This window comes from Streptomyces glaucosporus (assembly GCF_039533345.1).
Taxonomy (GTDB): Bacteria; Actinomycetota; Actinomycetes; order Streptomycetales; family Streptomycetaceae; genus Streptomyces; species Streptomyces glaucosporus.
The window spans coordinates 275,738-300,841 of the sequence record NZ_BAAATJ010000001.1 but is presented as its reverse complement, the minus strand read 5'-3'; the positions used below and the strand labels follow the sequence as shown (position 1 = coordinate 300,841).

The window sequence follows — 25,104 nt, the reverse complement described above, 5'->3', positions numbered from 1 at the left end:
GCTTTCCGCTCAAAAGTGGCGAGCGACCTGTGGCGAATCGCCGATGTGAGCCCCCTCACCTTCTCTTCCTTGTGCCGTTCGGGTAGGCGTTCTAAGGTCTGATCTATCGCTACGATGTATCGAGTCGATACATCGGCGTGAGGCGGTCGCCGCCGCGGAGGCGGTCGGCGCAGCGAGAGGGAAGCACCGCGGGAAGGGAACGCGGGCGGCCGGCGTACGGCCGCGGAACCGGTGGAGGGAGTGACGGCGATGGGCAGGCGCTCGGGAATCCTGGAGTTCGCCGTTCTGGGGCTGCTCCGCGAGTCGCCGATGCACGGCTACGAACTGCGCAAGCGGCTCAACACCTCACTGGGCGTCTTCCGCGCCTTCAGCTACGGCTCCCTCTACCCCTGCCTCAAGACGCTGGTGCAGCGGGGATGGCTGACGGAGGAACCGGGCGATCCGCCCGAGGACTCCTCCGCGGCGCCGCTCGCCGGGAGGCGGGCCAGGATCGTCTACCGGCTGACGGCCGCGGGCAAGGAGCACTTCGAGGAGCTCCTGGCCCAGACCGGGCCGGACACCTGGGAGGACGAGCACTTCGGCGTCCGCTTCGCCTTCTTCGGCCAGACCTCGCGCGACGTGCGGATGCGGGTGCTGGAAGGCCGCCGCAGCCGGCTGGAGGAGCGCCTCGCCAGGATGCGCGCCTCCCTGGCCCGTACGCGCGAGCGTCTGGACGACTACACCCTCGAACTCCAGCGACACGGAATGGAGTCCGTGGAGCGCGAGGTCCGCTGGCTCAACGAACTCATCGAGAGCGAGCGGGCGGGGCGCGATCAGCGCCGCGGGGAGGCCCCGTCCGATCCGTCCGGTGAGGACACCGCCAGCTGAGGGTCCGCGCGGTGCGGGTCCTCTTCGGGAACTACTACAGAACACACAGGGAGCAACCGCCAATGGGTTCGGTTCGCGTAGCCATCGTCGGCGTGGGCAACTGCGCCGCCTCGCTGGTGCAGGGCGTCGAGTACTACAAGGACGCCGACCCGAAGAGCCGCGTGCCGGGTCTGATGCACGTGCAGTTCGGCGATTACCACATCTCGGACATCGAGTTCGTGGCCGCGTTCGACGTGGACGCCAAGAAGGTCGGACTGGACCTGGCCGACGCCATCGGCGCCAGCGAGAACAACACCATCAAGATCTGCGACGTGCCCAGGACCGGGGTCACCGTCCAGCGCGGCCACACCCTGGACGGTCTGGGCAAGTACTACCGCGAGACCATCGAGGAGTCCTCCGAGGAGCCGGTCGACGTCGTCCAGGTCCTCAAGGACCGCCAGGTCGACGTCCTGGTCTGCTACCTCCCGGTGGGCTCCGAGGAGGCCGCCAAGTTCTACGCGCAGTGCGCCATCGACGCCAAGGTCGCCTTCGTCAACGCCCTGCCGGTCTTCATCGCCGGCACCAAGGAGTGGGCGGACAAGTTCACCGAGGCCGGTGTCCCGATCGTCGGCGACGACATCAAGTCCCAGGTGGGCGCCACCATCACGCACCGCGTGCTGGCCAAGCTCTTCGAGGACCGCGGCGTCGTCCTCGACCGCACGATGCAGCTCAACGTCGGCGGCAACATGGACTTCAAGAACATGCTGGAGCGCGACCGCCTGGAGTCCAAGAAGATCTCCAAGACCCAGGCCGTCACCTCCCAGATCCCCGACCGCGAGCTGGGCGAGAAGAACGTCCACATCGGCCCGTCGGACTACGTGGCCTGGCTGGACGACCGCAAGTGGGCCTACGTCCGCCTCGAGGGCCGTGCCTTCGGCGACGTCCCGCTGAGCCTGGAGTACAAGCTGGAGGTCTGGGACTCCCCGAACTCCGCCGGTGTCATCATCGACGCCCTGCGCGCCGCGAAGATCGCCAAGGACCGCGGCGTCGGCGGCCCGGTGCTCTCGGCCTCCTCCTACTTCATGAAGTCCCCGCCGGTGCAGTACTTCGACGACCAGGCGCGGGAGAACGTGGAGAAGTTCATCCGCGGCGAGGTGGAGCGCTGACGGAACACGGATGAAGTACCGGGCGCCGGCGGAACAGGGGCGCCGGCGAACGGGCCGTCCGCACGACGGTGAGGGACCCCGGACATCGTGTCCGGGGTCCCTCACCGTGTCCGTGCGCGTCCGTGCCGTCGGGCGGCGCGGACGGTCAGTGCTCGACCAGCCGGTCGTACTGCGTCGTGGTGTGCCGCAGGATCGCCGTCAGCTCGTCGCCCACCTTCGGCTCCGCCGCCTCGTCCGGCACGAACAGGATCGACACCTGCATGTGCGGCGGCTCGGCGAACCAGCGCTGCTTGCCGTCCCACACGAACGGGGAGAGGTTGCGGTTGACCGTCGCCAGACCGGCCCGTGCCACGCCCTTGGCCCGCGGCGTCACGCCGTGCATGGTCTTCGGGGCCTCCAGGCCCACCCCGTGCGAGGTGCCGCCCGCCACCACCACCAGCCAGCCGTCGCCCGGCGCCTTCTGCTGGCGGTAGCCGAAGCGGTCGCCCTTGGAGACCCGCGTCACGTCCAGCACCGAGCCCCGGTACTGGGTCGCCTTGTGGTCGCCCAGCCACAGCCGCGTCCCGATCCGCGCCCGGAACCGGGTCTGGGGGAACTGCTGCTGGAGCCGGGCGAACTCGTCCGGCTTCAGGTGGCTGACGAACATCGTCTCCAGCGGCAGCCGGGCGGCCCGCAGCCGGTCCATCCAGCCGATGACCTCCTCCACCGCGTCCGTGCCGTCGGCGCGGTCCAGCGGCAGGTGGATGGCGAAGCCCTCCAGCCGTACGTCGTCGATCGCGGCGTGGAGCTTGCCGAGGTCCTCCTCCAGCACGCCGTGCCGCTTCATCGAGCTCATCACCTCGATGACGACACGGGCGCCCACCAGGGCGTTCACCCCGTCCACCGACGACACCGTGCGGATCGCCCGGTCCGGCAGCGGCACCGGCTCCTCGCTGCGGCGGAACGGCGTGAGCACCAGCAGGTCCCCGCTGAACCAGTCCTTCATGCGGGCGGCCTCGTAGGTGGTGCCCACGGCGATGACGTCCGAGCCGAAGCGGGTCACCTCCTCGGCCAGCCGCTCGTGGCCGAAGCCGTAGCCGTTGCCCTTGCAGACCGGGACGAGCCCCGGGTACTGCTGGAGCACCGTGCGCTGGTGCGCCCGCCAGCGTTCGGTGTCGACATAGAGGGTGAGCGCCATGGCCGTACGGAACCTTTCTCATCGGTCAGGCCGGTCCCGCGGGGGACCGCCGGACGTGCGTGGAGACGGGCGTCAGCGGCGCGACATGTAGATGTCGAGCGCCTTGTGCAGCAGCTTATTGAGCGGAAAGTCCCACTCGCCGAGATACTCCACCGCCTGACCGCCCGTACCCACCTTGAACTGGATCAGGCCGAAGAGGTGGTCGCTGTCGTCCAGGGAGTCGCTGATGCCCCGCAGGTCGTACACGCTGGCCCCCAGCGCGTAGGCGTCCTGGAGCATCCGCCACTGCATCGCGTTCGACGGGCGCACCTCGCGCTTGTGGTTCGCCGAGGCGCCGTACGAGTACCACACGTGCCCGCCCACGATCAGCATCGTGGCCGCGGCCACCGCCTCGCCCTCGTGCTTGGCGAGGTACAGCCGCATGCGGTTGGGGTCCTCGGCGTTCAGGGCCTTCCACATCCGCTGGAAGTACACCAGCGGACGCGGGCGGAACCTGTCGCGCTCGGCCGTGACCTCGTACAGCTCCTGCCAGGTGGTCAGGTCGTCGTAGCCGCCCTGTACGACCTCGACACCGGCCTTCTCGGCCTTCTTGATGTTGCGCCGCCACAGCTGGTTGAAGCCCTTGTGGACCTCGTCCAGCGTCCGTCCCTCCAGCGGCACCTGGAAGACGTAGCGGGGCTGCACGTCGCCGAAGCCGGCGCCGCCGTCCTCGCCCTGCTGCCAGCCCATCCGCCGCAGCCGGTCGGCCACCTCGAAGGCGCGCGGCTCGATGTGCGTGGCCTCCACGTCCCGCAGCCGCTTCACGTCCGGGTCCTGGATGCCCGCCTTGATCGCGGGGGCGTCCCAGCGGCGGATCACCACGGGCGGCCCCATCTTCACGGAGAAGGCGCCCTTGGCCTTCAGGTGCGCCAGCATCGGGCGCAGCCACTCCTCCAGGTTGGGCGCGTACCAGTTGATCACCGGCCCCTCGGGCAGGTACGCGAGATAGCGTTTGACCTTCGGCAGCTGCCGGTACAGCACCAGGCCGGCCCCGACCAGTTCGCCCTTGGCGTCGAACCAGCCCAGGTTCTCCGAGCCCCACTCGGTCTTCACGTCGGCCCACGCCGGGACCTGCATGTGACTGGCCGATGGCAGGCTGCGGATATACGCCAGGTGCTGCTCGCGACTGATCGTCCTCAGGGTCAGGCTCATACGGGGCGCTCCTCCGGCGTACTTCGCAGGGTATGGCCGGAAGCCTACTGCGGGCCGGACGGCGCCGACCGTGCCCCGGCGGGGCAACGCCGGGGTGCGGCCCCGAAGGGAGCCGGAGACCGGGGGAGCGGGACGGAGGGGGAGGCGGCCGGCGGTCCGGTCCCCCGGCGCGGATCTAGTACAGACCTCCGTTCCACATGCCCAGGAAGAAGCCGAGGGCCGCCGCTCCCGTCCCGATGACCAGCACGAACCGCTCCTCCGTGGTCGCGGAGATCATCTGTCCCCACAGGCCGGCGACGACGCCCGCCAGGCCGGCCCAGGAGGCGAGCAGGTGCAGGACCGGGAAGAAGCCTGTGACGAACGCGACCAGGGCGAGCACCGCCGTCACGGCGACGAGGCGGTTCTCGACCGGATGAGCCTGGTGGTCGCTGTTGAGGACGGCGGCGATCCTGCCGCCGGTCCTCCTGCGTATCGCGTGTGCCATGGAGCACCTCCTGCCGGAGGGTCCGGGGTGCCCGGACCGCCGGGAGCGGCGCCGGGTGACGCCGCTCACATCCGTTGTGTCCAGATTGCGGCGAGGGGACACCGGATTTCAACCGGAGTCGCGGTGCGGGTACTCTGTACCGTCTGCACGGTGTCTGCCCAGGTCACGATCATCCCGGGAACGGATTCCCGGGCGGTTCCGGGAAAGCTTCCGGGATTGTCGGTGCCGGCCGATACCGTTGTTCACAACGCATAGACCCTCCTGCCACGGAACGACCGTGGCCGTTGAGTCCAGAGGAGGTGGGTTCCACATGCGTCACTACGAGGTGATGGTCATCCTCGACCCCGATCTCGAGGAGCGCGCTGTCTCCCCGCTGATCGAGAGCTTCCTTTCCGTCGTCCGCGAGGGCAACGGCAAGGTCGAGAAGGTCGACACCTGGGGACGTCGTCGTCTCGCCTACGAGATCAAGAAGAAGCCCGAGGGCATCTACTCGGTCATCGACCTGCGGGCCGAGCCCGCGGTCGTCAAGGAACTCGACCGTCAGATGAACCTGAACGAGTCGGTTCTGCGGACCAAGGTCCTCCGCCCCGACACCCACTGAGCGTCCCGCTCAGCGGAGCGAGGGCCGGGTAGCGCCCCGGACGCCCGAGCACCACAGCATCACCAGCAGCCAGCAGCACCCCGCCGAGAGGTTCACCCATGGCAGGCGAGACCGTCATCACGGTCGTCGGCAATCTGGTCGACGACCCCGAGCTGCGCTTCACCCCCTCCGGTGCGGCGGTCGCGAAGTTCCGTGTCGCGTCCACTCCCCGTACCTTCGACCGCCAGACCAACGAGTGGAAGGACGGCGAGAGCCTCTTCCTGACCTGCTCGGTCTGGCGGCAGGCGGCGGAGAACGTCGCCGAGTCCCTCACCAAGGGAACCCGCGTCATCGTTCAGGGCCGGCTCAAGCAGCGCTCGTACGAGGACCGCGAGGGCGTCAAGCGCACGGTCTTCGAGCTGGACGTCGACGAGGTCGGCCCCAGCCTGCGCAACGCCACGGCCAAGGTCACCAAGACCACCGGCCGCGGCGGTCAGGGTGGCGGCGGCGGCTGGGGCGGCGGCCCCGGCCAGCAGGGCGGAGGCGCCCCCGCGGGAGACCCGTGGGCCACGGGCGCCCCGGCCGGCGGCCAGGGCGGCGGCGGTGGCGGCTGGGGCGGCGGCTCCGGCGGTGGCTACTCGGACGAGCCTCCCTTCTGACAGCCCTCACGGGCCGGGAAGGGCTGCGCTCACAGGCACAGACTTCTTGAACCAAACGGAGAGAGACAATGGCGAAGCCGCCTGCGCGCAAGCCGAAGAAGAAGGTTTGCGTGTTCTGCAAGGAGAAGATCTCCTACGTCGACTACAAGGACACGAACCTGCTGCGGAAGTTCATTTCCGACCGCGGCAAGATCCGTGCCCGCCGGGTCACCGGCAACTGCACCCAGCACCAGCGCGATGTCGCCACGGCCGTCAAGAACAGCCGCGAGATGGCGCTGCTGCCCTACACCTCGACCGCTCGCTAAGGGAAGGATGACCGACAGATGAAGATCATCCTGACCAACGAGGTCTCCGGTCTCGGCAACGCCGGCGACGTCGTCGAGGTGAAGGACGGGTACGCCCGCAACTACCTGCTCCCCCGTGGTTTCGCGATCCGCTGGACCAAGGGCGGGGAGAAGGACGTCGAGCAGATCCGCCGCGCCCGCAAGATCCGCGAGATCGCCACGATCGAGCAGGCCAACGAGATCAAGGGCCGGATCGAGGGCCTCACGGTCCGACTGAAGGTCCGCGCCGGCGACCAGGGCCGTCTGTTCGGCTCCGTCACCCCGGCCGACATCGCCTCGGCGGTCAAGGCCGCGGGCGGCCCGGACGTCGACAAGCGCCGCATCGAGCTGGGCTCGCCGATCAAGACCCTGGGCTCCCACCAGGTGACGGTGCGCCTGCACCCCGAGGTCGTCGCCAAGGTCGGCGTCGAGGTCGGCGCCGCCTGAGCGGCGGGCACAGCGTCCGCATCCGGCCGGTGAGCCGGCCGGCACGACGGTGACACACAGGGCCGCGGCCCCCTTCAAGGGGGTCGCGGCCCTGCGCGTTCCTCCGGACGGCCGCCGTGCCGGTCAGGCCCGCACGGCCCCGGTGACGATCCAGCGTCCGGAGCGGGTCCGCAGCCACAGGGTGACCAGCCGGGTCGCCATCATCAGCCCGGCGATCGTCCACCACAGCGCGGTCAGCCCTCCCCCCAGCGCCGGCACGGCCAGCGCCACCGGGGCGAAGACCGCCAGCGTCACCAGCATCGCCCACGCCAGGTACGGCCCGTCGCCCGCTCCCATCAGCACGCCGTCGAGCACGAAGACCACTCCGGCGATCGGCGAGGTCACCGCCACCACCAGCAACGCGGGCGTCAGCCGGTCGTGAACGGCCGTGTCCGAGGTGAACAGCGGCAGCAGCAGCGGACGCGCCGCGACCACCGCGGCGCCCAGCACCACTCCGGACGCCACCCCCCACTGCACCATCCGGCGGCAGGCCGCCCGCGCTCCCGCCGCGTCCCCCGCGCCCAGGTAGCGGCCGATGATCGCCTGCCCTGCGATGGCGATCGCGTCCAGGGCGAAGGCCAGCAGCGACCAGATGGTCAGCGTGATCTGGTGCGCGGCCACCTCGGCGTCCCCCAGTCGCGCCGCGACGGCGGTGGCGAGCACCAGCACGGCGCGCAGCGACAGCGTCCGCACCAGCAGCGGCACCCCGGCCCGGCCGCCGGCGCGTATCCCCGCGGCGTCCGGGCGCAGCGAGGCCCCGTGCCGCCGGGCTCCCCTGACCACCACGGCCAGGTAGGCGGCGGCCATGCCGCACTGGGCGATCACCGTGCCCCAGGCGGAGCCGGCGATGCCCAGCCCGGCGCCGTAGACCAGGAGCAGGTTGAGCACGGCGTTGGCGGAGAACCCGCCGATGGCTACGTAGAGGGGGGTCCGGGTGTCCTGGAGACCGCGCAGCACTCCGGTGGCCGCCAGGACGACGAGCATCGCCGGAATGCCCAGGGTGCTGATCCGCAGGTACGTCACGGCGTACGGCGCCGCGGTGCCCGAGGTCCCGAACAGGTCGATCAGGACGGGTGCGGTGGGCAGGACGACGGCCACCACCGCGGCGCCCAGCAGCAGTGCCAGCCAGATGCCGTCCATGCCCTGGCGGATCGCGGCGGGCAGGTCTCCGGCGCCGACCCGGCGGGCGACGGCGGCGGTGGTGGCGTAGGCGAGGAAGACGAAGATGTTCACGCCGGTCATCAGCAGGGTGGCGGCGACGCCGAGTCCGGCGAGCTGGGAGGTGCCCAGATGGCCGACGATCGCGCTGTCGGCCATGACGAACAGGGGCTCCGCGACGAGCGCGCCGAAGGCGGGCAGTGCCAGCGCGACGATCTCGCGGTCGTGGCGCCGTGCGGAGGCGCGTCCGGCGGGCTGTGGAGCGTGTGTCATGATCCGATCCAAACATCCACAGGTAATAGTTGCAAGATGGGTGTGACGCTTACCATGCCCTGTGGGCGGCACGATTGTCTGCGCCGTTTGTCGTGATCTTGAAGATGGCCGCGAAGTTTTTCTCCTGCACAGCCGGTGGATGACATAACAGCAGGTCAGAAGGGCTTCCGAGAGGGGATCGCCAAGTTCTCCACAGGTCCGTCCCCTGCCTCGTGCACAGGATTCACCGAGTTCTCCACAGACTGGGGCCGGTCGTCCACAGAGTCTGTGGATAACAGAGTTGGCGGAGGGCCTCCACAGCCATACCGTTGTCCGGCACCCGCCCGCTGTTCCCCTTGTCTTCGCCGCGGACTCGACGCGCCGTAACCGGTCGGCGGGCACGTCCCGCTGTCAGAGTCGTGCCGTAGGAAAGGGGGGCACGGCCGCACGAACGGGAGGAGGTGGCGGGGTGACGCAGTCCGAACACGTCGAGAGCCCGGCACCCGGTTACGCCCCTGTCGCGGGAGGCACCGGACCGGGTGACCACCTGCCGCTCTCCCGCCAGCGCCGAGGCGCGTCACCGGACGGGGAGCGGCACGACCGCGGCCCCGACGCCTGGCCGTCGGGCGCGGCGGGCTCCTTCGAGCGGGTCCCCCCGCAGGACCTCGACGCCGAGCAGTCGGTGCTCGGCGGCATGCTGCTCTCCAAGGACGCCATCGCCGACGTGGTGGAGACCCTGCAGGGCAAGGACTTCTACCGCCCGGCCCACGAGACGATCTACCAGGCGATCCTCGACCTGTACGCCAAGGGCGAGCCCGCCGACCCCATCACGGTCGCGGCGGAACTGACCAGACGCGGCGAGATCGCCAAGGTCGGCGGCCCCGGCTACCTCCACTCCCTGGTCCAGACGGTCCCCACCGCGGCCAACGCCCAGTACTACGCGGAGATCGTCCACGAGCGGGCCGTCCTGCGCCGCCTGGTCGAGGCCGGCACCCGCATCACACAGATGGGGTACGCGGCCGACGGCGACGTCGACGAGATCGTCAACTCCGCCCAGGCCGAGATCTACGCCGTCACCGAGCAGCGGACCTCGGAGGACTACCTCCCCCTCGCCGAGATCATGGAGGGCGCGCTCGACGAGATCGAGGCGATCGGTTCGCGCAGCGGTCAGATGTCGGGCGTCCCCACGGGCTTCTCCGACCTGGACTCCCTCACCAACGGCCTCCACCCGGGCCAGATGATCGTCATCGCGGCGAGACCCGCCATGGGCAAGTCGACCCTGGCCCTGGACTTCGCCCGCGCCTGCTCGATCAAGCACAACCTGCCCAGCGTGATCTTCTCGCTGGAGATGGGGCGCAACGAGATCGCGATGCGCCTGCTGTCGGCCGAGGCGCGGGTGGCGCTGCACCACATGAGGTCGGGCAGCATGACGGACGAGGACTGGAACCGGCTGGCGCGTCAGATGCCGGAGGTCACCAACGCGCCGCTGTACATCGACGACTCGCCCAACCTGACGATGATGGAGATCCGCGCCAAGTGCCGCCGCCTGAAGCAGCGGAACGACCTGCGGCTGGTCGTCATCGACTACCTCCAGCTGATGCAGTCGGGCGGCTCGCGCCGCCCCGAGAGCCGCCAGCAGGAGGTCTCGGAGATGTCCCGGAACCTCAAGCTGCTGGCCAAGGAACTGGAAGTTCCGGTGGTGGCGCTCTCCCAGCTCAACCGCGGTCCCGAGCAGCGTACGGACAAGAAGCCGATGGTCTCGGACCTCCGCGAGTCCGGCTCGATCGAGCAGGACGCCGACATGGTCATCCTGCTCCACCGCGAGGACGCCTACGAGAAGGAGTCGCCGCGCGCGGGCGAGGCGGACCTGATCGTCGCCAAGCACCGCAACGGCCCGACGGCGACGATCACCGTGGCCTTCCAGGGCCACTACTCGCGCTTCGTGGACATGGCCCAGACGTGACCGTTCCCGGCCCGGCCGCCCCCGGTTCGCCGGGGACGCCGCCGGAGGCGGCCTTCCGGCCCGCCGTGCCGGTCACGGAGCGGCTCGTACCGCGGCCGGTCGAGCGGGCCGACGTCGCGGCCCGCTCGCGGCTGTGGACGGACCCGGAGGCCCGCCGCCGCCTCGGCGGCCCCGTGAGCGGCGAGGTGTTCCGGGCCTGCGAGCGGGGGTGCGTGGGGGCGGTCGGCCTGTTCGCCGCCGCCCTGGGCGCGGACGGGCCCGAGGTCGGTTCGCTGCCGGTCGAGCGGGAGCCGCGCCGGGACGGGCGGACGGAGGTCTCGTACCAGCCGCTGCCCGAGCACTGGGGGCGCGGGTACGGCCGTGAGGCGCTCGCCGCCGTGCCGGCCCGGGCCCTGGCGGAGGTCACCCCGGAACGCCCGGAGGTGATCGCGGTGACGCAGGAGGCCGACGTCCGCTCGCGCCGGCTGCTGGAGGCCGTCGGCATGCGGCGCGTGGACGCCTTCACGGAGTGGGGGGAGCCGCGCAGGCGGCGTACTCCACGGCCGCCGGCGGGGCGGCGCGGCCCTGACCCGGGTTCCGGAGCGCGCCGGGATCTGTCAGTGGTGCCTGCCATGCTGCCCTGCATGACATCGAACTCCCCGGCCCCGTGGACCCTGCTCGACCTCGACCGGGCCCTGCGGGACAGCTGGGCCGCCGACACCTGCTGCCCCTCGGACATCACCCGCATCGAGTGGACCCCGGAGAATCCGGCCTGGGGGCACTGCGACATCACCACGCTGGTCGTCAACGATCTGTTCGGCGGCGACCTGGTGGTCGGCGAGGTGTTCCGCGACGGCCGGCAGGAGGGTTACCACTGGTGGAACCGGTTGCCGAGCGGCGTCGAACTCGACCTGACCCGCGAGCAGTTCCGCAGGGGCGAGACGGTGACCGGGGCGCGGACGGTGGAGCGGCCCCCGGGTCCGCTGCCCCGCCGCCGGGACGAGTACCTGCTGCTGCGCCGCCGGGTCGCCGAGCGGCTCGGGCCGCTGCCGGAACCGTTCGGCGCGTGAACCGCGCGCCCGGCGGGGCGCGGAGGGGGATGCTGGAGGCGTGTACGAGGAGTGGCGTTCACGGCGGGTGGACGGCGCGGTGGTGTGGCACAGGGGCGCCCTGCCGGACGCCCGCCGGGCGAGGGTGCTGCCGGACGGGTGCATGGACCTGATCTGGACGGCCGGCGGTCTGCTGGTGGCCGGTCCCGACACCCGGGCCCACCTGGTGGACGACGTTCCCGGCACCGTCTACGTGGGCCTGCGGTTCGCTCCCGGCACCGGCCCCCGTGTGCTGGGCGTGCCGGCGCACGAGCTGCGCGACGCGCGGGTGCCGCTCGGCGCGCTCTGGCCGGAACGCGAGGTGCGGGAGCTGACGGAGCGGGTGGCGGAGGCCCCGGACCGGGCGCGGGTCCTGGAGGAGCTGGCCGCGGCCCGGTCGCGCGGGGCGCCGGGGGACCCGCTGATCCGGGCGGTGGCGGCGGGGCTGCGCGCCGGCAGGAGCGTGGCGGACGTGGCGCGCGGGGCCGGACTGAGCGAGCGGCAGCTCCACCGCCGTTCGCTGGCGGCCTTCGGGTACGGGCCGAAGACGCTGGCCCGGGTGCTCCGGATGGAACGGGCCCTGCGCATGGTCCGGGGCGGTGTGCCGCCGGCGTCGGCGGCGGCACGCGCCGGCTGCGCGGACCAGGCCCATCTGTCGCGCGAGGTCAGGGCGTTGACCGGGGTCAGGCTCTCGGAGCTGCTGTCGGGAGCCTGACCGCCGGCCCCGGCCGCGTCCTACCCGTCGGAGCCCTCCGGGCCGCCCGGCAGGGGCGCGAAGAGGGAGACCCCGTTGCCGTCGGGGTCGAGGACGACGGCGTACCGCTGTCCCCAGACGGCGTCCCAGGGCTCCTTGTGCCCGGTGTACCCGGCCCGCGTCAGCTCTCCGTACTGCTCGTCGACGTCGGCGGGGCCGTCGCAGCGGAAGGCCAGCTCGACGCGGCCGCCGCCCTGCGGCGGGGTCCAGCCGGGGTCGAAGGAGCGGATGGTCTCGACGGTGTCCCAGGCGATGCGGAGCCCGCCCGGCAGGGGGACCTCCACATGGGGCAGGCCGTCGGCATCGGCGGGTACGTCGAGCCCGAGGCGGCGGTAGAACGCGAGCGAGGCGGCCATGTCGGCCACCACCAGGCCGATGAGGTCGAATCGAGGTGCCATGCGGCCACGTTAGGCGGCGGGCGGCCCGGCGGTCTTGAAGGAATCGGACGTCCGGGGGACGGCGGACCCTAGGATGCGGACCATGAGCGATCCCGGCATACGGCCCGCGACGGCCGACGACCTGCCCGCCATCGTGGACATGCTCGCCGACGACCCGCTGGGTGCGCAGCGGGAGTCGCCCGGGGACCTCGCCCCGTACCTCGCGGCCTACGAGCGGATCGCCGCCGATCCCCAGCAGCACCTGGTCGTCGCCGTCCGCGGCGGCCGGGTCGTCGGCACGCTCCAGCTCACCGTCATCCCCGGGCTGTCGCGGCGCGGCGCGAGCCGTGCGCTCATCGAGGCCGTCCGCGTCCACGCCGACGAGCGCGGCGGCGGCCTGGGCACCCGGCTGATCGAGTGGGCGATCGGGGAGTCCCGCCGGCTGGGCTGCTCCCTGGTCCAGCTCACCTCCGACGCCACCCGTACCGATGCCCACCGCTTCTACGAGCGACTGGGCTTCACCGCCTCGCACGTGGGCTTCAAGCTGGCGTTGTGAACGGTCGACGGGCCGCGGGGCCGTCGGCGCGGCGCGCGGCGAGATCCAGGACGAGGCGGGAGCGGATCGGGTTGTCCACAGGCTGGGGACGGGCGTTCTCCTCCGCGTCCAGCAGGTACGCACATACCTGACGTGCGACGACGCCGTCGCGCAGCGGCATCGCGACGCCGGGACGGTGCGCCGGGAGGAGACGGCCACAGAAGCGGGTGCGGGGATCGGATCCGCAGAGGTCCTCGGAGGCCCCCGGTTCCGAACCGCCGGCAGACGGTGTCCACCGGACCGGGGTTCACAGCGGTGGTCCTCCACAGGTGACCTGACGGCTTCGACACCCGCCTCGAGGCGTGTGACCACCGGCTGCGCCGTGATGTGCGTTCCGTCCGGCGGGACGGGAGCACCCTGTGGAAAACGCCGGTGGCCGGACCCGGGGGCGGGTAGGAATGGGCGCATGACCGACCCCAGTGAAGACATCGGTGCGGAGTTCGCGGAGTTGCTGCCCGCCACCCGCCGCGCACTCCTCCACAGGCTGGCCGTCGCCCAGGCCGAGGGACGGGTGCCCTCGGCGGTCGGCGCCGTGGTACGGGACGGGAAGGCCGTGTGGACCGGGGCGCGCGGCGCTGTGGACGGCGGCCCGCCGACCCCGGACACCCAGTACCGGATCGGATCGATCACCAAGACGTTCGTCGCCGTGCTGGTGATGCGACTGCGTGACGAAGGGCTGCTGGACCTCGCCGATCCGCTCGGCAGGCACCTCGACGTGCCCGGGGAGGCGGGGCCGGACGCGGGGAGGGCGACGATCGCCCAGTTGCTGTCCCACTCCTCCGGGCTGGCCGCCGAGCCGCGCGGCCCCTGGTGGGAACGGACGCCCGGCGGACTGCGGCCCGAGCCGCCGGACCTCTTCGGCGAGCGGCCGCTGCGGCACCCCGCGGGGCGGCGGCACCACTACTCCAACCTCGGCTACGCGCTCCTGGGCTCCCTCGTGGAGCGGCTGCGCGGCGCGCCCTGGTACGACGTGCTCCGCGAGGAGGTGCTGGAACCGCTGGGCATGCGCCGTACGACGGCGCTGCCCGCCGAGCCGTACGCCCGGGGGTGGGCCGTGCACCCGTGGGCGGACGCGGTGCAGCCCGAGCCGGCCGCCGAGACGGGGCTGATGGCGCCCGCCGGGCAGCTGTGGTCGACGGCGGAGGACCTGTGCCGGTACGCGGCGTTCCTGGCGGCGGGCGACGAGCGGGTGCTCGGCACGGAGAGCCTGGCGGAGATGCGGACCCCGGCGGTGGCGCCGGAGGAGGGTTCCTGGGACCAGTCGTACGGGCTGGGGCTGCAACTGGCGCGATCCGGCGGACGGTTGCTGTCGGGGCACATCGGGTCCATGCCGGGGTTCCTCGCCGCTTTGTGGACGGCGCCAGGGGAGCGGCTGGCGAGCGTGGTGCTGGTCAACGCGACGTCGGGGCCGCAGGTGGGCGGTCTGGCGGCCGATCTGCTGGGGATCGTGGCCGAGCGCGAGCCGTCCTTCCCCGAGCCGTGGCGGCCCCGGTCCGAGGCCGATCCGGAGCTGCTGGAGCTGACCGGTCCCTGGTACTGGGGGCCGTCGGCGTTCGTGCTGCGGCTGTGCGAGGGGAGGACGCTGGAGCTGGGCGCGGTGGGCGGTGCGGGCCGGGGCTCCCGCTTCCGGCCGGAGGAGGACGGCACCTGGACCGGGCTGGACGGCTACTACGCGGGCGAGACGCTGCGGGTGGTGCGCCGTGCGGACGGCACGGTCGACCACCTCGACCTGGGGACGTTCGTCTTCACTCGCCGCCCGTACGACCCGGAGGCGCCTGTTCCGGGCGGCGTGGACCCGGAGGGGTGGCGCGCGGACTGACGTACGCGCGCCCCGGCGCGGATGCCCGGCACCCCGGCAGCCCCCCGGGGCGCCGGGCGCCCCGGGGATCCGGGTGTCAGCCCAGGGCCACCGAGTACGGGGCGAAGACGCGCCCGGTGTCGCAGGGGACGTCCGGGGCGCCGTGGACCATCAGGGTGGAGAGGAAGCGGCCGTCGAGTCCGTGGGAGCGCAGCCAGGCCGCCAGGTCCCGGTGGCGGGCGTAGGTGTCGACGCGGACCGGACCCCCGGAGCGGGAGGCGAGGCGGGCGATCAGGGCCCGGGCGGTGGCCCCGTCCTCGGCGACGACCGGACCGATGACGGTGGTGTCCCCGTTCGGCCAGGCCGCGGCGAAGCCGGTGAGCCGTGTGCCGGAGGAGGCGACGGCGAGGTGGTCGGCGAAGGCGGGCAGGCGGACCAGGAGATGGCTGCGGTCGGCGCCGAAGACGGTGGCGTCCAGGGCGCGGACGGCGGGCAGGTCGGCCGCGGTGGCATCGCGTACGGCGGTGCCGTCGGTGTGCCCGCCGGGGCAGTCGCAGGCGAAGCGGCCGGTGTACATGTCGGCGGGCTCGAGGGGGGCGAAGCCGAGCCGCTCGTAGAGCGGCCGGCCGAGGTCGGTGGCGAAGAGGAAGACGGTGGCGTCGCCGGCTTCCTCCAGCGCGTGCCGCATCATCCGGCTGCCCAGGCCGCGGCGGGCATGGCGTTCGGCGACCAGCACCATGGAGACGCAGGCGCAGGGCCTGCCGTCCGGGGTGCCTCCCGCGGGGCCGTAGGAGGTGAGGACGAAGGCGCCGGCCAGGCCGCCGTCCGGGGCGTCGATGCCGTAGCCCTGACCGGCGGTCAGCAGCAGCCGCCACTTGTGCTCCTCGCGTCCCCAACCGCGGTCGGCGGCGAGGTCGAGGCAGGCCGGAAGATCGGCGAGGGCGAGGCGGCGGACGGCCGGGAAGACGGGGGCGGGGGAGGGCGAGGGCGAGGACGAGGGGGGTGCGGAGGGGGAGGAGGTCACGGGACCCCAGAGTGGCCGAGCGGGCGGCGGGACGTCCACCGGTTTTGCACCGCCGCCGCGAAATGGGGAGGCCGGGAGAAGGCCGGGAGAAAAGGGAACGGCTTGTGATGGAGAACGCGGACGGGGTGATCCCGCAGATTCTTCCGTATGCCGCCCGGAAAAGTGAAGATCGAGCACCGGAACTGTGAGCGGTTCGCATCGGACGGGTTGCGGAGCGCATACGGGTGGGATGCGGGACGGGCCGTCCGGTGCGGGCGCAGTCCGATTCCCGCCGGCCCGGCTCCCGCCTTCCGGACCGCGCGGGCCGACTGCCCTGACCCGCCGACTCGTTGAGGGCGGGAGGGCACCGTGCGCGGGGGAAACGGACGCCGGACGCGGATTCCGCCCATTTCCGTCCGGCGCCGGGGTACCGGAATTCCGTGAAGCCGCGAGCAGGGCTTGTACATTGACAGGGCGCCGGTATGGTCGAGTTCACATCGCCGCTCAAGCGAATCCGCGGACGATGACACGAAGTCTCCTTACGGGCGCTTTCCTGCTTCGGCGAGCGACCGGACCGATCGGAAGATGTTCGAGGCGAGACAGACCATGGCCAGTACGTCGGCGGGCGACGGAACTCCCCAGGGCGCGGCGGCGGGGGCCGCCACCGGAGGCCGTGGCGCCGGCGGCGGGGAGTGGAGCTGGTTCGCCCCTCCGGAGGAGGAGCGTGTCGCGCCCCCGTCCTCCCCGGGCGCCCGGGCGGCGTCCCCGCCCGCCCCCGGCCCGTATGTGGCCAACCCCGACTACGGCAGGTTCGACCCCGGCAGCGACGCGGTGCTCATACGCCGCACGCTGGAGGAGATAGAGCCGATATCGCAGGCCGTCACCTCGTACTTCTACGCCCTGCTCTTCGTCGAGCACCCGCGGCTGCGCGAGCTCTTCCCCGCCTCCATGGACGCCCAGCGGGACCGGCTGTTCAGGGCGCTGCTCACCGCGGCCAGACTCATCGACGACGAGCGCGTCCTGGTCGAGTACCTCTCCCACCTCGGCCGCGGCCACCGCAAGTACGGCACCCGTCCCGAGCACTACCCGGCCGTCGGCGAGTGCCTGATCGCCGCGCTCACCCGCTACGCCGTGCGGACCTGGAGCGAGGAGGCCGAGGCGGCCTGGGTGCGCGCCTACACCGCGATCTCCCAGATCATGATCGACGCCGCGGCGGAGGACGAACGGCGGGCCCCCGCCTGGTGGCACGCGGAGGTGGTGTCGCACGAGATGCGCACCGCCGACATCGCTGTCATCACCGTGCGGCCCGACCAGCCCTACCCCTTCCTGGCCGGCCAGTACGCCGCTGTGGAGACCCCGTGGTGGCCGAAGGTGTGGCGGAACTACTCCCTGGCCTGCGCCCCCCGCACGGACGGACTGCTGGTCTTCCACGTCAAGGCCGTGCCCGCGGGCTGGGTGTCGGGCGCGCTCGTCCACCGGGCCCGGCCCGGTGACGTGCTGCGGCTGGGTCCCCCGGCCGGGACGATGACCGTGGACCACTCCCGCGACAGCGGCCTGCTCTGCCTGGGCGGCAGCACGGGCATCGCGCCGATCAAGGCATTGGTGGAGGAGGTGGCCCGGTACGGCCGGGCCCGTCCGGTGGAGGTGTTCTACGGCGCCCGCAGCTCCCACGACCTGTACGACCTGGACACCATGCGCGAGATGGAGCGCCGGCACCCCTGGCTGTCGGTCCGCCCGGTGGTCTCCGAGGGGCCGTCGGACGGGCTCACCGGACGGCTTCCGGACGCGGTCCGGCGGTGCGGGCCGTGGCACGCGTACGACGGCTACCTGTCCGGTCCGCCCGGGATGATCCGCAGCGGGGTGGACGCGCTGGTGGGGGCCGGCATCCCCTCCGACCGCATACGGCACGACTCCCTCGACGACCTGGCCGTCGCGGGAAGTTGAGGACGGCGGCGGCTGGGCAGGGAAACGGGGTCGGCAGGGAAACGGGACGGATGCGAGGCACCGGGTGAGGCACGGCGTGGATGTGACAGGAGCGGCGCGAGCGGCGCAGGCGGCCGATGTGACGATGCCGCTGCGGGTGGTGCGCCCGGTGGAGCACTCGAGAGCGACCGCGTTCGCGCCCGTGCGGACCGATCCGGTGCGGACCGACCCGGTGCGGACCGATCCCGTCCGGCCTGCTCCCGTGCGGCCGGGCAGCGACGGCGAGCACGCGATACAGCGGAGACTGGGCACGGTCGAACGCGCCGACCGCTTCTACGGCGAGCAGATGCTCGACCACCTCAACGAGCGGATGCGGGAGTTCATCGGGCAGCAGGAGATGTTCTTCCTGGCCACCGCCGACCGGCACGGCGAGTGCGACAGCACCTTCCGCGCCGGGCCCCCCGGCTTCCTGCACGTGGTCGACGAACGCACCCTGCTGTACCCCGAGTACCGGGGCAACGGCGTGCACGCCAGCCTGGGCAACATCCAGGAGAACCCGCACGTGGGCATCCTGCTGATCGACTTCTTCCGGGCCCGGATCGGCCTGCACGTCAACGGCCGCGCCGAGATCGTGGAGGACGAGGCGGTCCGGGCGGCGCATCCGGAGGTCCCGGCCGACACCGTGCCCGGGCGGCGGGCCCGGATGTGGGTGCGGGTGACGGTCGAGGAGGCGTACATCCACTGCGCCAAGCACATCCCGCACCTGCAGAAGGCCCCCAGGGGGACGCCCCGCGACTGGGGCACCGACGACCGGCGGCGCAAGGGCGGCGACTTCTTCGGGACGGCGGGCGCCGCTCGCGGGCGCGGCCCGGCCGGGCGTCCGGCCCGTGAGCGCGCCCCCCTGGCGGTGGAGGCGCTGCCGGCCGGCAGCGATCCGGCGGTCTGGCGGGCCCACGCCGAGCGCGTCCTGGCCAGGGCGCGCAGCCGCCGCCCGGAGGGCGGACCGGGCACCGGGGAGAAGCCCTTCACCGGCTGGTTCGGCTGACGCCCGCCGCCCGTCCGGCCCCGGAGCGGACGGACGTCGGGCCGAGGCGTCGGGCCGAGGCGTCGGGCCGAGACGTCGGGCCAGGGCATCGGACGGCCCGGGACGCCGGACGTCAGCCCAGGTCGGGAGCGAGCAGGGCCCGTACACCCTCGATGTTGGCGTCCAGGAACGCGCGCAGGGAGGGCGGCACCACCTCCACCGAGGCGATGCCCCCGCGGGTGAAGGGGACGCGGACCACCTCGTACTCGCCGCGCGGCTCGTCCACCTCCGGTCCGTGGCGGCGGGCGAGGTCCATCCCGGCCAGCCGGCAGGCGAAGAAGTGCTGCACCTTCACCCCCGGCGCACCGGCCGGATCGGCGGCGTCCGGGTCCTCGGCCGGATCGTAGGGGACGGTGTCGACGAAGGCGGGGACCACGTCGGTCACCTTCGCGCCCAGCTCCTCGTCCAGTTCGCGGTGGAGCGCCTCGACGACGGTGGCGTCCTCCGGCTCGACGCCGCCGCCCGGCGTGATCCAGTACGGAGCGCGGCCGGGCTTGGTGCGTTTGATCAGGATCAGCTCGTCGTCATCGAACAGGATGGCCCGGGCGGTGCGCTTGACCACGGGGCGCGCGTCGGCGGTCATGGGGAAGGTCTCGCCCGGCGCGGTGGCGGCGAAACCTCGCCCGCCCCCGCCGGTCCCGGCCCGCCGGCCGCACCCCGGGGCCCGTCCGCCGGTTCAGCCGCGTCCGGCGCTGTCCAGGGCCGCGCGGACGTCGGCGACCAGGTCGGCCGCGTCCTCCACGCCCACCGACATCCGCACGAAGCCCTCCGGCACCGCGTCCCCGCCCCACCGGCCGCGCCGCTCGGCCGTGGACCGCACCCCGCCGAAGCTGGTCGCGTCGTCCACCAGCCGCAGCGCGGCCAGGAACCGCTCGGCGAAGCCCTTGTCCGGCAGGGTGAAGGAGACCACGCAGCCGAAGCGCCGCATCTGCCGGGCGGCCACCTCGTGCGCCGGGTCGTCCGGCAGCCCCGGGTGCCGGACGTCCCTCACCTCGGGACGTTCGCGCAGCGCCTCGGCGACGGCCAGGGCGTTGGACGCCTGCCGGGCGGTGCGCAGGTCCAGCGTGGCCAGCGAACGGTGCGCCAGCCAGGACTCCACCGGGCCGGGGATCGCCCCGACCGTCTTGCGCCACAGCCGGACCGGCGCCGCCAGCTCCTCGCCCCGGCAGGCCACATAGCCCAGCAGGACGTCGCCGTGGCCGGTGAGCGCCTTGGTGCCGCTGGCCACGGAGTAGTCGGCGCCCAGTTCCAGGGGACGCTGCCCCAGCGGGGTGGCGAGGGTGTTGTCCACCGCGACCAGCGCGCCGCGCTCGTGGGCGGCGTCGGCCAGGCGCCGGATGTCGCACACGTCCAGGCCGGGGTTGGAGGGCGTCTCGATCCACAGCAGCGTCGCGCCGTCCAGCGCCTCCAGCTGGGCGTCGCCGCCGGTGGGGGCGGTGCGGACCTCCACGCCCCAGCCCTCCAGGCGCTCCCGCACGGGGACCAGCAGGTTGTAGCCGTCCGAGGGCAGCACCACCACGTCGCCCGGCTTCGCCCTCGACAGCAGCACCGCGGAGATCGCGGCCATGCCGGACGCGAAGACGGTGGTGAGCACCGTCTCGTCGCCGGGGGCCTCCAGTTCGCCGATGGCGCGCTCCAGACCCGTCCAGGTGGGGTTGTTGTCGCGGCCGTAGGTGTAGGGGGCGACGGCCGGATCCCCGGGAAGGTGGTAGTGCGCCGCCAGGACGGGACCGGGCAGCGGCGGGGCGTACGGCTCCTCCTCGGGAAGCCCGGCCCGCACCACCCGTGTTCCGTCGCCGTCCCCGGTCCTGCCGCCCGCCATGTGCCGCTCCTCGCGCTCCGCCCCCGTCGTCATCAGCCCTCCGAGGGTACGCGCGCCGCTCAGCCGAGCGCGGCCCGGGCCGCCGCACCGCACCGGGCGCCGTAGCCGGGGCCGAACAGGACGGCGTGCACCAGCAGGTGCTGGAGCTGGTGGAGCGGCAGCCTCTTCCGGCGGCCGGGCAGGGGCCTGACCTCCTCGTACGCGGCCAGCAGCCGCTCCAGGCGGGGGCAGCCGAACAGCTCCAGCATGCCCAGGTCGGTCTCCGGGTGGCCGCCCTGCGCGGCCGGGCCGATCAGACGGGCGCGGCCGTCGGCGGACCAGTGGACGTTGCCCGACCACAGGTCGCCGTGGATGACGGCGGGCGGCTGCGGCGGTCCGGAGGGGCCCGTGCCGTCCCCCGGGTCGGCGCACAGCTCCTCGCACAGCCGCTCCACGTCGCGGGCGTCACCGCCGCGGATCCCGCCGGCGTCGACGGCCCGGCGCAGCAGGGGCAGCAGCCTCCACTCGGCGTGGAAGGCGGGCCAGTCCTCCGGAGCGGCCGGCGGCCGGGCGGGCGAGGGCAGGGGCACCGGGCCGAGGTAGGCGGGGCGGGACGGGTCGGGGTTGCCCCAGGCGGGGGCCGGTGTGGAGTGGAGGGCGGCCAGGTCGCGGCCGAGCCGCTCGGCCTGCGCGGCGTCCGCCCGGCCCGGCTCGATCCACTCCAGCAGCAGGACGTCCGCCCCGGCGGCGAGCACCCGGGGAACGGCGACCGTCCCGGTGGAGGCCAGCAGTTCCAGCCCGGCGGCCTCGGCGGCGAAGAAGCCCTCTGGGGCGGGGTGGAGGGTCTTGGCGAAGACGGTGCGGCCGTCCGAGAGGGCGATCCGGTGGGCGTCGCAGACGTCCCCGCCGCCCACGGGCCGCACCCCGGCGACGGCCGCGCCGGCCAGGGCGGCGACCCTCTCCGCGATCCCCCCGGACCCGGGGCGCGCCCCGGCGGGCGTTCCGCTCACGGCCGGACGGCGGCGGCGCCGTCCGCCCCGGCCGCCGCCCGCACCTCCTCCAGCAGCCCGGGCACGGCCTCCTCGATCAGGGCCAGGCACTCCTCGAAGCCCTCCGTCCCGCCGTAGTACGGGTCGGGCACGTCCATGTCGCGGCTCCCGGAGCCGGAACCGGCGCCGGGAGCGTACGAGCGCAGCAGCCGGATCTTCGCCGCGTCCTCCGGGGTGGGGGCCAGGGCCCGCAGCTCCCGCAGGTGACTTCCGTCCAGGGCGATCACCAGGTCCAGCCGGCCGAACCAGTCCTCGAGGAACTGCCGCGCGGTGTGGTCCAGGGCGTACCCGGCGGCCTCCAGCACCGAGAGCGTGCGGGGGTCGGCGCCGTCGCCCGCGTGCCAGCCGCCGGTGCCCGCGCTGCTCACCTCCACCAGGCCGGCCAGCCCGGCTTCCTCGACGCGGGCGCGGAAGACGGCCTCGGCCATGGGGGAGCGGCAGATGTTGCCGGTGCAGACGAAGCAGACGCGGTAGGGGGTGCGGGTGTCGGATGTGCCGGTGCGCATGCCTCCCATCATCGGGGACGCGCGAGGGCCCCGGCGGCCCGGCCCGTGGTCCGGGCTCAGTCGCCGTCGGGCAGCAGCATGTTCACCGCCCACGACACGATGGAGACGATCAGGCCGCCGAGCACGGCCGTCCAGAAGCCGCCGACGTGGAAGGCCAGGTCGGCCTGGTCGGCGACCCAGGAGGTGAGCAGCAGCATCAGCGCGTTGATCACCAGGGTGAACAGGCCGAGGGTGAGGACCAGCAGCGGGAGGGAGAGCAGCTTCGCGACCGGCTTGACCAGGAAGTTGACCAGACCGAAGATCAGCGCGACGAGGACCAGCGTGAGAGTCTTGTCGGCGGTGTCGTCACCCGTGAGCGTGATGTCGTCCAGCAGCCACACGGCGGCGGCCAGGGCCACGGCGTTGGCGAGCGTCTTGACGAGAAAAGTCACCATGGCCGAGATCGTCCCAGATGCGGACGCGGCCGCCTACCGGTGAGGGGTTGAGGACCTGTGAAGGTGTTCCGGCTGGACGAGCTGGAGGCGGAGCGCGCCGCCAACGAGGGCGCGTACCTGCAGTTCCTGCGCGAGCGGAACATGTCCGTCGGCCTGTACGCGCTGGACCGCGGCGAGCCCGACCCGCAGCAGCCGCACCGCCAGGACGAGGTGTACTTCGTGGTCAGCGGCCGGGCGCTGATCACCGTCGGGGACGAGACGACCCCGGTGGCGCGCGGCAGCGTGGTCTACGTGCCGGCCGGGGTGCCGCACAGGTTCCACCACATCTCCGAGGACCTGAGGGTCCTGGTGGTCTTCTCGCCCCCGGAGGGCTGACCCCCGCCCCGGGAACCCCGGGCCCCGGGGTTCCCTAGGGGCCGGATCGGGGAAGGACCCGGGCCGGTGCGCCTCCCGCCGGGGCTCCCGCGCGCCTAGCATCGGAGACGGACGAAGAGGACCGCGGACCGGACACGGGGCCGCGGCCCGTGAGCGACACCGACCGGGCACGAGGAAGCGGGTAACGGGCATGGACGTCAAGGGAACCTTCGCGGCGCTGCCGTGGTGGGTGAAGTGGGTCGCGATCCCCCTCATCGCGCTCTTCGTCTTCGGCGGCCTGATCGCCAACGTCGTCGGCTTCATCCTGAGCCTGGTCTTCAAACTGCTGCTCTTCGCCGCTCTGGTCGGCGGGCTGGTCTACGTGGTGCGGAAGTTCACCTCCTCGTCCGGCACCTGACGGTCCGGCGCCTGACGGATCCCGCCAGGCGCCGTACGGCGGCGGGCCCGGCTCAGTTCCGGGCCCGCCGCCGTCCCCGTCGGCCGCGCCCCCGGTCCCGTCCGTCCCCGCGGTCCGCGACCGCCACCAGAGCGGCCAGCGCCGTCGTCACCGGCACCGAGGCGACCAGGCCGATCGAGCCGATCAGCGTCCGCACGATCTCCTCCGCCACCACCTCGCTGCCGGCCACCGAGCCCATCCCGTCCCGCGCGACGGAGAACAGCAGCAGCAGCGGCAGCGAGGCGCCCGCATACGCCAGCACCAGCGTGTTCACCACCGACGCGATGTGGTCGCGGCCGATGCGCATCGCCGCGCCGTAGAGCGCGCGCCAGCTCGCCCGGGGGTCGGCCTGCCGCAGCTCCCACACCGCGGACGTCTGCGTCACGGTCACGTCGTCCAGCACGCCCAGCGAGCCGATCAGCACCCCGGCCAGCAGCAGGCCGCGGACCTCGATGTCCGGGTAGAGGGTGTGCACCAGGCCGGTCTGGTCGTCGGTGTTGCCCGTCAGCTCCGCCCAGCCGATGAAGGCCGAGCCCAGCAGCCCGATCAGCAGCAGCGACACCAGCGTCCCCAGGACGGCCACCGAGGTGCGCGCGGTGACGCCGTGGCACAGGTAGAGCGTCGCCAGCATGATCGCGCTGCCCCCGACGACCGCCACGGCCAGCGGATCGGAGCCCTGGAGGATCGCCGGGAGGATGAACAGGGTCAGCACCCCGAAGCTCACCGCCAGCCCGACCAGGGCCAGCACTCCGCGCAGTCTCCCCACGACCACCACCGCCAGCGCGAAGACGGCGGCCAGCACCACCATGGGGACGGTGCGCCGCACGTCCACCACGCTGTACTGCAGCTCGCGCGGCGCCTGGGGCGCGTACGCCACCACCACCTCCTGGCCGGCCGTCAGGCGGCGGGTGGCGTCCGGCGTGACGATCTCCGGGAACGTGTGACCCGCGTCCTTGCCCTCGGTGACCTCGACGGTCGCCCGCAGGCACGCACCCCCTCCCCGCGAGGACGGCTGCGGAGCGCCCGCCTCCCCGCCGCCGGGCGGCTGCTGCCCGCCGGCGGCGTTCACGTCCTCGCAGGCCACCTCCTCCACCGCGGTGACCCGGGCGGCGAACGTCTGCCGGTCGTAGCCCAGGCCGCTCCGCCCGTCCTTCCCCTCCGGCGTCCCGCCCGGCCACAGCACCACCAGCCCGGCGAGCACCGCCACGGCGAACGGCACCAGCACCATCGCGACGACCCTGCGCAGCCGCGCCGAGGCGGGCGCGGCCGGCCCGTGGTGGTGGGCGTGCCCGTGGTGGTGGCCGGGCGCGTCCGCGGGCCGGTGCGCGTGTCCGGACGCGTGTCCGGACGGGTGGCCGGGGCCGGGCGCGTGCTGCGGGGGACGGGGAACCGGAGGGCGGGGAGGAGAGTCCACGCCCCGATCATCCCAGGACGACGTCCGGGGCACCCTGGCGCGCGCCCGGTGTCAGCCGTTAGCGTGGGGGCGCTTTTGCACACCGCGGGAGCTCCGAGCACGGGGCTGAGAGGACGCTGACCTTTCGTGGACGGCCACGGAAGCACGCTGCGTCGACCGCCGAACCTGTTACCGGGTAATGCCGGCGTAGGGAGTTGGGTCTC

Annotated in this window: 27 protein-coding genes; 15 read left to right on the top strand and 12 right to left on the bottom strand. The window is 73.1% G+C overall.

Annotated features, from left to right (window positions below; all coding sequences use genetic code 11):
• The first annotated feature begins 249 nt into the window (after positions 1-249).
• Positions 250-867, top strand: a complete 618-nt coding sequence (locus tag ABD358_RS01365) for a PadR family transcriptional regulator (RefSeq protein WP_344628897.1) — start codon at positions 250-252, stop codon at positions 865-867.
• A 62-nt stretch (positions 868-929) separates the two neighbouring features.
• Positions 930-2,012, top strand: a complete 1,083-nt coding sequence (locus ABD358_RS01360) for an inositol-3-phosphate synthase (RefSeq protein ID WP_344628896.1) — start codon at positions 930-932, stop codon at positions 2,010-2,012.
• 145 nt (positions 2,013-2,157) lie between these two features.
• Here the strand turns inward: ABD358_RS01360 and ABD358_RS01355 are convergent, their stop codons facing one another.
• The 3 genes from ABD358_RS01355 to ABD358_RS01345 form a co-directional block, all read right to left on the bottom strand.
• On the bottom strand, positions 2,158-3,189 hold the full coding sequence (locus tag ABD358_RS01355) for an alanine racemase (protein ID WP_344628895.1): 1,032 nt from the start codon (positions 3,187-3,189) through the stop codon (positions 2,158-2,160).
• A gap of 72 nt (positions 3,190-3,261) precedes the next feature.
• Entirely contained in the window at positions 3,262-4,380 is a 1,119-nt protein-coding gene (locus tag ABD358_RS01350; protein ID WP_344628894.1) for a lipid II:glycine glycyltransferase FemX, read from the bottom strand.
• A 175-nt stretch (positions 4,381-4,555) separates the two neighbouring features.
• Positions 4,556-4,864 carry a hypothetical protein gene (locus ABD358_RS01345; RefSeq protein ID WP_344628893.1) on the bottom strand — a complete coding sequence of 103 codons (309 nt, stop codon included), beginning with the start codon at positions 4,862-4,864 and terminating at the stop codon, positions 4,556-4,558.
• Positions 4,865-5,174: 310 nt separating this feature from the next.
• Here ABD358_RS01345 and rpsF point away from each other — a divergent pair, with 310 nt between their 5' ends.
• The 4 genes from rpsF (at position 5,175) to rplI (ending at position 6,873) form a co-directional block, all read left to right on the top strand.
• Positions 5,175-5,465 carry a 30S ribosomal protein S6 gene (gene rpsF / locus ABD358_RS01340; RefSeq protein ID WP_344628892.1) on the top strand — a complete coding sequence of 97 codons (291 nt, stop codon included), beginning with the start codon at positions 5,175-5,177 and terminating at the stop codon, positions 5,463-5,465.
• A gap of 98 nt (positions 5,466-5,563) precedes the next feature.
• Entirely contained in the window at positions 5,564-6,103 is a 540-nt protein-coding gene (locus ABD358_RS01335) for a single-stranded DNA-binding protein (protein ID WP_344628891.1), read from the top strand.
• 68 nt (positions 6,104-6,171) lie between these two features.
• Positions 6,172-6,408: a 30S ribosomal protein S18 gene (rpsR, locus tag ABD358_RS01330; protein ID WP_003978893.1), complete on the top strand. Its 237-nt coding sequence runs from the start codon at positions 6,172-6,174 to the stop codon at positions 6,406-6,408.
• Positions 6,409-6,426: 18 nt separating this feature from the next.
• Positions 6,427-6,873 carry a 50S ribosomal protein L9 gene (gene rplI / locus ABD358_RS01325; protein ID WP_344628890.1) on the top strand — a complete coding sequence of 149 codons (447 nt, stop codon included), beginning with the start codon at positions 6,427-6,429 and terminating at the stop codon, positions 6,871-6,873.
• 123 nt (positions 6,874-6,996) lie between these two features.
• Here rplI and ABD358_RS01320 read toward each other — a convergent pair whose 3' ends face one another.
• Positions 6,997-8,343 carry an MATE family efflux transporter gene (locus ABD358_RS01320; RefSeq protein ID WP_344628889.1) on the bottom strand — a complete coding sequence of 449 codons (1,347 nt, stop codon included), beginning with the start codon at positions 8,341-8,343 and terminating at the stop codon, positions 6,997-6,999.
• Positions 8,344-8,791: 448 nt separating this feature from the next.
• Here ABD358_RS01320 and dnaB point away from each other — a divergent pair, with 448 nt between their 5' ends.
• From dnaB to ABD358_RS01300, 3 genes are read left to right on the top strand one after another with little or no spacing between them, the layout of a single operon-like run.
• Complete coding sequence (gene dnaB, locus ABD358_RS01315; protein WP_425576209.1) at positions 8,792-10,285, top strand: replicative DNA helicase; 1,494 nt, start codon at positions 8,792-8,794, stop codon at positions 10,283-10,285.
• Positions 10,282-11,334, top strand: coding sequence for a GNAT family N-acetyltransferase (locus ABD358_RS28365; RefSeq protein WP_425576208.1), 1,053 nt, complete (start codon positions 10,282-10,284; stop codon positions 11,332-11,334). The genes dnaB and ABD358_RS28365 overlap by 4 nt, the downstream gene beginning before the upstream one ends.
• A gap of 40 nt (positions 11,335-11,374) precedes the next feature.
• Positions 11,375-12,067, top strand: coding sequence for a helix-turn-helix domain-containing protein (locus ABD358_RS01300; protein WP_344628888.1), 693 nt, complete (start codon positions 11,375-11,377; stop codon positions 12,065-12,067).
• Positions 12,068-12,087: 20 nt separating this feature from the next.
• Here the strand turns inward: ABD358_RS01300 and ABD358_RS01295 are convergent, their stop codons facing one another.
• Positions 12,088-12,504, bottom strand: a complete 417-nt coding sequence (locus ABD358_RS01295) for a VOC family protein (RefSeq protein ID WP_344628887.1) — start codon at positions 12,502-12,504, stop codon at positions 12,088-12,090.
• 82 nt (positions 12,505-12,586) lie between these two features.
• Between ABD358_RS01295 and ABD358_RS01290 the strand changes: the two genes are divergently transcribed.
• Together ABD358_RS01290 and ABD358_RS01285 are read left to right on the top strand one after the other, a co-directional pair.
• Positions 12,587-13,039: a GNAT family N-acetyltransferase gene (locus tag ABD358_RS01290; protein ID WP_344628886.1), complete on the top strand. Its 453-nt coding sequence runs from the start codon at positions 12,587-12,589 to the stop codon at positions 13,037-13,039.
• Between the two features lie 445 nt (positions 13,040-13,484).
• A complete protein-coding gene (locus ABD358_RS01285; protein WP_344628885.1) occupies positions 13,485-14,897 on the top strand; it encodes a serine hydrolase domain-containing protein in 1,413 nt (470 codons plus the stop codon).
• Positions 14,898-14,973: 76 nt separating this feature from the next.
• On the opposite strand, the gene ABD358_RS01280 is transcribed toward ABD358_RS01285, so the two are convergent.
• A complete protein-coding gene (locus ABD358_RS01280; RefSeq protein ID WP_344628884.1) occupies positions 14,974-15,900 on the bottom strand; it encodes a GNAT family N-acetyltransferase in 927 nt (308 codons plus the stop codon).
• A 564-nt stretch (positions 15,901-16,464) separates the two neighbouring features.
• On the opposite strand from ABD358_RS01280, the gene ABD358_RS01275 reads away from it, so the two are divergent.
• Both ABD358_RS01275 and ABD358_RS01270 read left to right on the top strand, forming a co-directional pair.
• Entirely contained in the window at positions 16,465-17,823 is a 1,359-nt protein-coding gene (locus ABD358_RS01275; protein WP_344628883.1) for a globin domain-containing protein, read from the top strand.
• 271 nt (positions 17,824-18,094) lie between these two features.
• Positions 18,095-18,847: a pyridoxamine 5'-phosphate oxidase family protein gene (locus tag ABD358_RS01270; protein WP_425576218.1), complete on the top strand. Its 753-nt coding sequence runs from the start codon at positions 18,095-18,097 to the stop codon at positions 18,845-18,847.
• A gap of 112 nt (positions 18,848-18,959) precedes the next feature.
• Here the strand turns inward: ABD358_RS01270 and ABD358_RS01265 are convergent, their stop codons facing one another.
• The 5 genes from ABD358_RS01265 to ABD358_RS01245 all read right to left on the bottom strand — a co-directional run bounded on the left by ABD358_RS01265 (position 18,960) and on the right by ABD358_RS01245 (position 22,676).
• Complete coding sequence (locus ABD358_RS01265) at positions 18,960-19,469, bottom strand: NUDIX domain-containing protein (RefSeq protein WP_344628881.1); 510 nt, start codon at positions 19,467-19,469, stop codon at positions 18,960-18,962.
• 93 nt (positions 19,470-19,562) lie between these two features.
• Positions 19,563-20,741, bottom strand: a complete 1,179-nt coding sequence (locus tag ABD358_RS01260; protein WP_344628880.1) for a cystathionine gamma-lyase — start codon at positions 20,739-20,741, stop codon at positions 19,563-19,565.
• Positions 20,742-20,767: 26 nt separating this feature from the next.
• Positions 20,768-21,697, bottom strand: coding sequence for a fructosamine kinase family protein (locus ABD358_RS01255; protein ID WP_344628879.1), 930 nt, complete (start codon positions 21,695-21,697; stop codon positions 20,768-20,770).
• Complete coding sequence (locus ABD358_RS01250) at positions 21,694-22,242, bottom strand: low molecular weight protein-tyrosine-phosphatase (RefSeq protein ID WP_344628878.1); 549 nt, start codon at positions 22,240-22,242, stop codon at positions 21,694-21,696. The genes ABD358_RS01255 and ABD358_RS01250 overlap by 4 nt, the downstream gene beginning before the upstream one ends.
• 56 nt (positions 22,243-22,298) lie before the next feature.
• The gene (locus ABD358_RS01245; RefSeq protein ID WP_344628877.1) at positions 22,299-22,676 is read right to left on the bottom strand and encodes a phage holin family protein; all 378 of its coding nucleotides are present in this window, start codon (positions 22,674-22,676) and stop codon (positions 22,299-22,301) included.
• Between the two features lie 57 nt (positions 22,677-22,733).
• Here ABD358_RS01245 and ABD358_RS01240 point away from each other — a divergent pair, with 57 nt between their 5' ends.
• Both ABD358_RS01240 and ABD358_RS01235 read left to right on the top strand, forming a co-directional pair.
• The gene (locus ABD358_RS01240) at positions 22,734-23,051 is read left to right on the top strand and encodes a cupin domain-containing protein (RefSeq protein WP_344628876.1); all 318 of its coding nucleotides are present in this window, start codon (positions 22,734-22,736) and stop codon (positions 23,049-23,051) included.
• A 190-nt stretch (positions 23,052-23,241) separates the two neighbouring features.
• Positions 23,242-23,448, top strand: coding sequence for a DUF5326 family protein (locus ABD358_RS01235; RefSeq protein WP_344628875.1), 207 nt, complete (start codon positions 23,242-23,244; stop codon positions 23,446-23,448).
• A gap of 52 nt (positions 23,449-23,500) precedes the next feature.
• Here the strand turns inward: ABD358_RS01235 and ABD358_RS01230 are convergent, their stop codons facing one another.
• On the bottom strand, positions 23,501-24,901 hold the full coding sequence (locus ABD358_RS01230; RefSeq protein WP_344628874.1) for a YibE/F family protein: 1,401 nt from the start codon (positions 24,899-24,901) through the stop codon (positions 23,501-23,503).
• Positions 24,902-25,104: the final 203 nt, after the last annotated feature.

Excerpts from the sequence above, each read along its gene's own strand:
- ABD358_RS01365 (WP_344628897.1), top strand. The coding sequence starts at position 250 with ATGGGCAGGCGCTCGGGAATCCTGGAGTTCGCCGTTCTGGGGCTGCTC.
- ABD358_RS01350 (WP_344628894.1), bottom strand. The coding sequence starts at position 4,380 with ATGAGCCTGACCCTGAGGACGATCAGTCGCGAGCAGCACCTGGCGTAT.
- ABD358_RS01345 (WP_344628893.1), bottom strand. The coding sequence starts at position 4,864 with ATGGCACACGCGATACGCAGGAGGACCGGCGGCAGGATCGCCGCCGTC.
- ABD358_RS01295 (WP_344628887.1), bottom strand. The coding sequence starts at position 12,504 with ATGGCACCTCGATTCGACCTCATCGGCCTGGTGGTGGCCGACATGGCC.
- ABD358_RS01235 (WP_344628875.1), top strand. The coding sequence starts at position 23,242 with ATGGACGTCAAGGGAACCTTCGCGGCGCTGCCGTGGTGGGTGAAGTGG.
- rplI (WP_344628890.1), top strand. The coding sequence starts at position 6,427 with ATGAAGATCATCCTGACCAACGAGGTCTCCGGTCTCGGCAACGCCGGC.
- ABD358_RS01360 (WP_344628896.1), top strand. The coding sequence starts at position 930 with ATGGGTTCGGTTCGCGTAGCCATCGTCGGCGTGGGCAACTGCGCCGCC.
- ABD358_RS01260 (WP_344628880.1), bottom strand. The coding sequence starts at position 20,741 with ATGACGACGGGGGCGGAGCGCGAGGAGCGGCACATGGCGGGCGGCAGG.
- ABD358_RS01355 (WP_344628895.1), bottom strand. The coding sequence starts at position 3,189 with ATGGCGCTCACCCTCTATGTCGACACCGAACGCTGGCGGGCGCACCAG.
- ABD358_RS01290 (WP_344628886.1), top strand. The coding sequence starts at position 12,587 with ATGAGCGATCCCGGCATACGGCCCGCGACGGCCGACGACCTGCCCGCC.
- ABD358_RS01265 (WP_344628881.1), bottom strand. The coding sequence starts at position 19,469 with ATGACCGCCGACGCGCGCCCCGTGGTCAAGCGCACCGCCCGGGCCATC.
- ABD358_RS01250 (WP_344628878.1), bottom strand. The coding sequence starts at position 22,242 with ATGCGCACCGGCACATCCGACACCCGCACCCCCTACCGCGTCTGCTTC.
- rpsF (WP_344628892.1), top strand. The coding sequence starts at position 5,175 with ATGCGTCACTACGAGGTGATGGTCATCCTCGACCCCGATCTCGAGGAG.
- ABD358_RS01335 (WP_344628891.1), top strand. The coding sequence starts at position 5,564 with ATGGCAGGCGAGACCGTCATCACGGTCGTCGGCAATCTGGTCGACGAC.
- ABD358_RS01275 (WP_344628883.1), top strand. The coding sequence starts at position 16,465 with ATGTTCGAGGCGAGACAGACCATGGCCAGTACGTCGGCGGGCGACGGA.
- rpsR (WP_003978893.1), top strand. The coding sequence starts at position 6,172 with ATGGCGAAGCCGCCTGCGCGCAAGCCGAAGAAGAAGGTTTGCGTGTTC.
- ABD358_RS01320 (WP_344628889.1), bottom strand. The coding sequence starts at position 8,343 with ATGACACACGCTCCACAGCCCGCCGGACGCGCCTCCGCACGGCGCCAC.
- ABD358_RS01245 (WP_344628877.1), bottom strand. The coding sequence starts at position 22,676 with ATGGTGACTTTTCTCGTCAAGACGCTCGCCAACGCCGTGGCCCTGGCC.
- ABD358_RS01285 (WP_344628885.1), top strand. The coding sequence starts at position 13,485 with ATGACCGACCCCAGTGAAGACATCGGTGCGGAGTTCGCGGAGTTGCTG.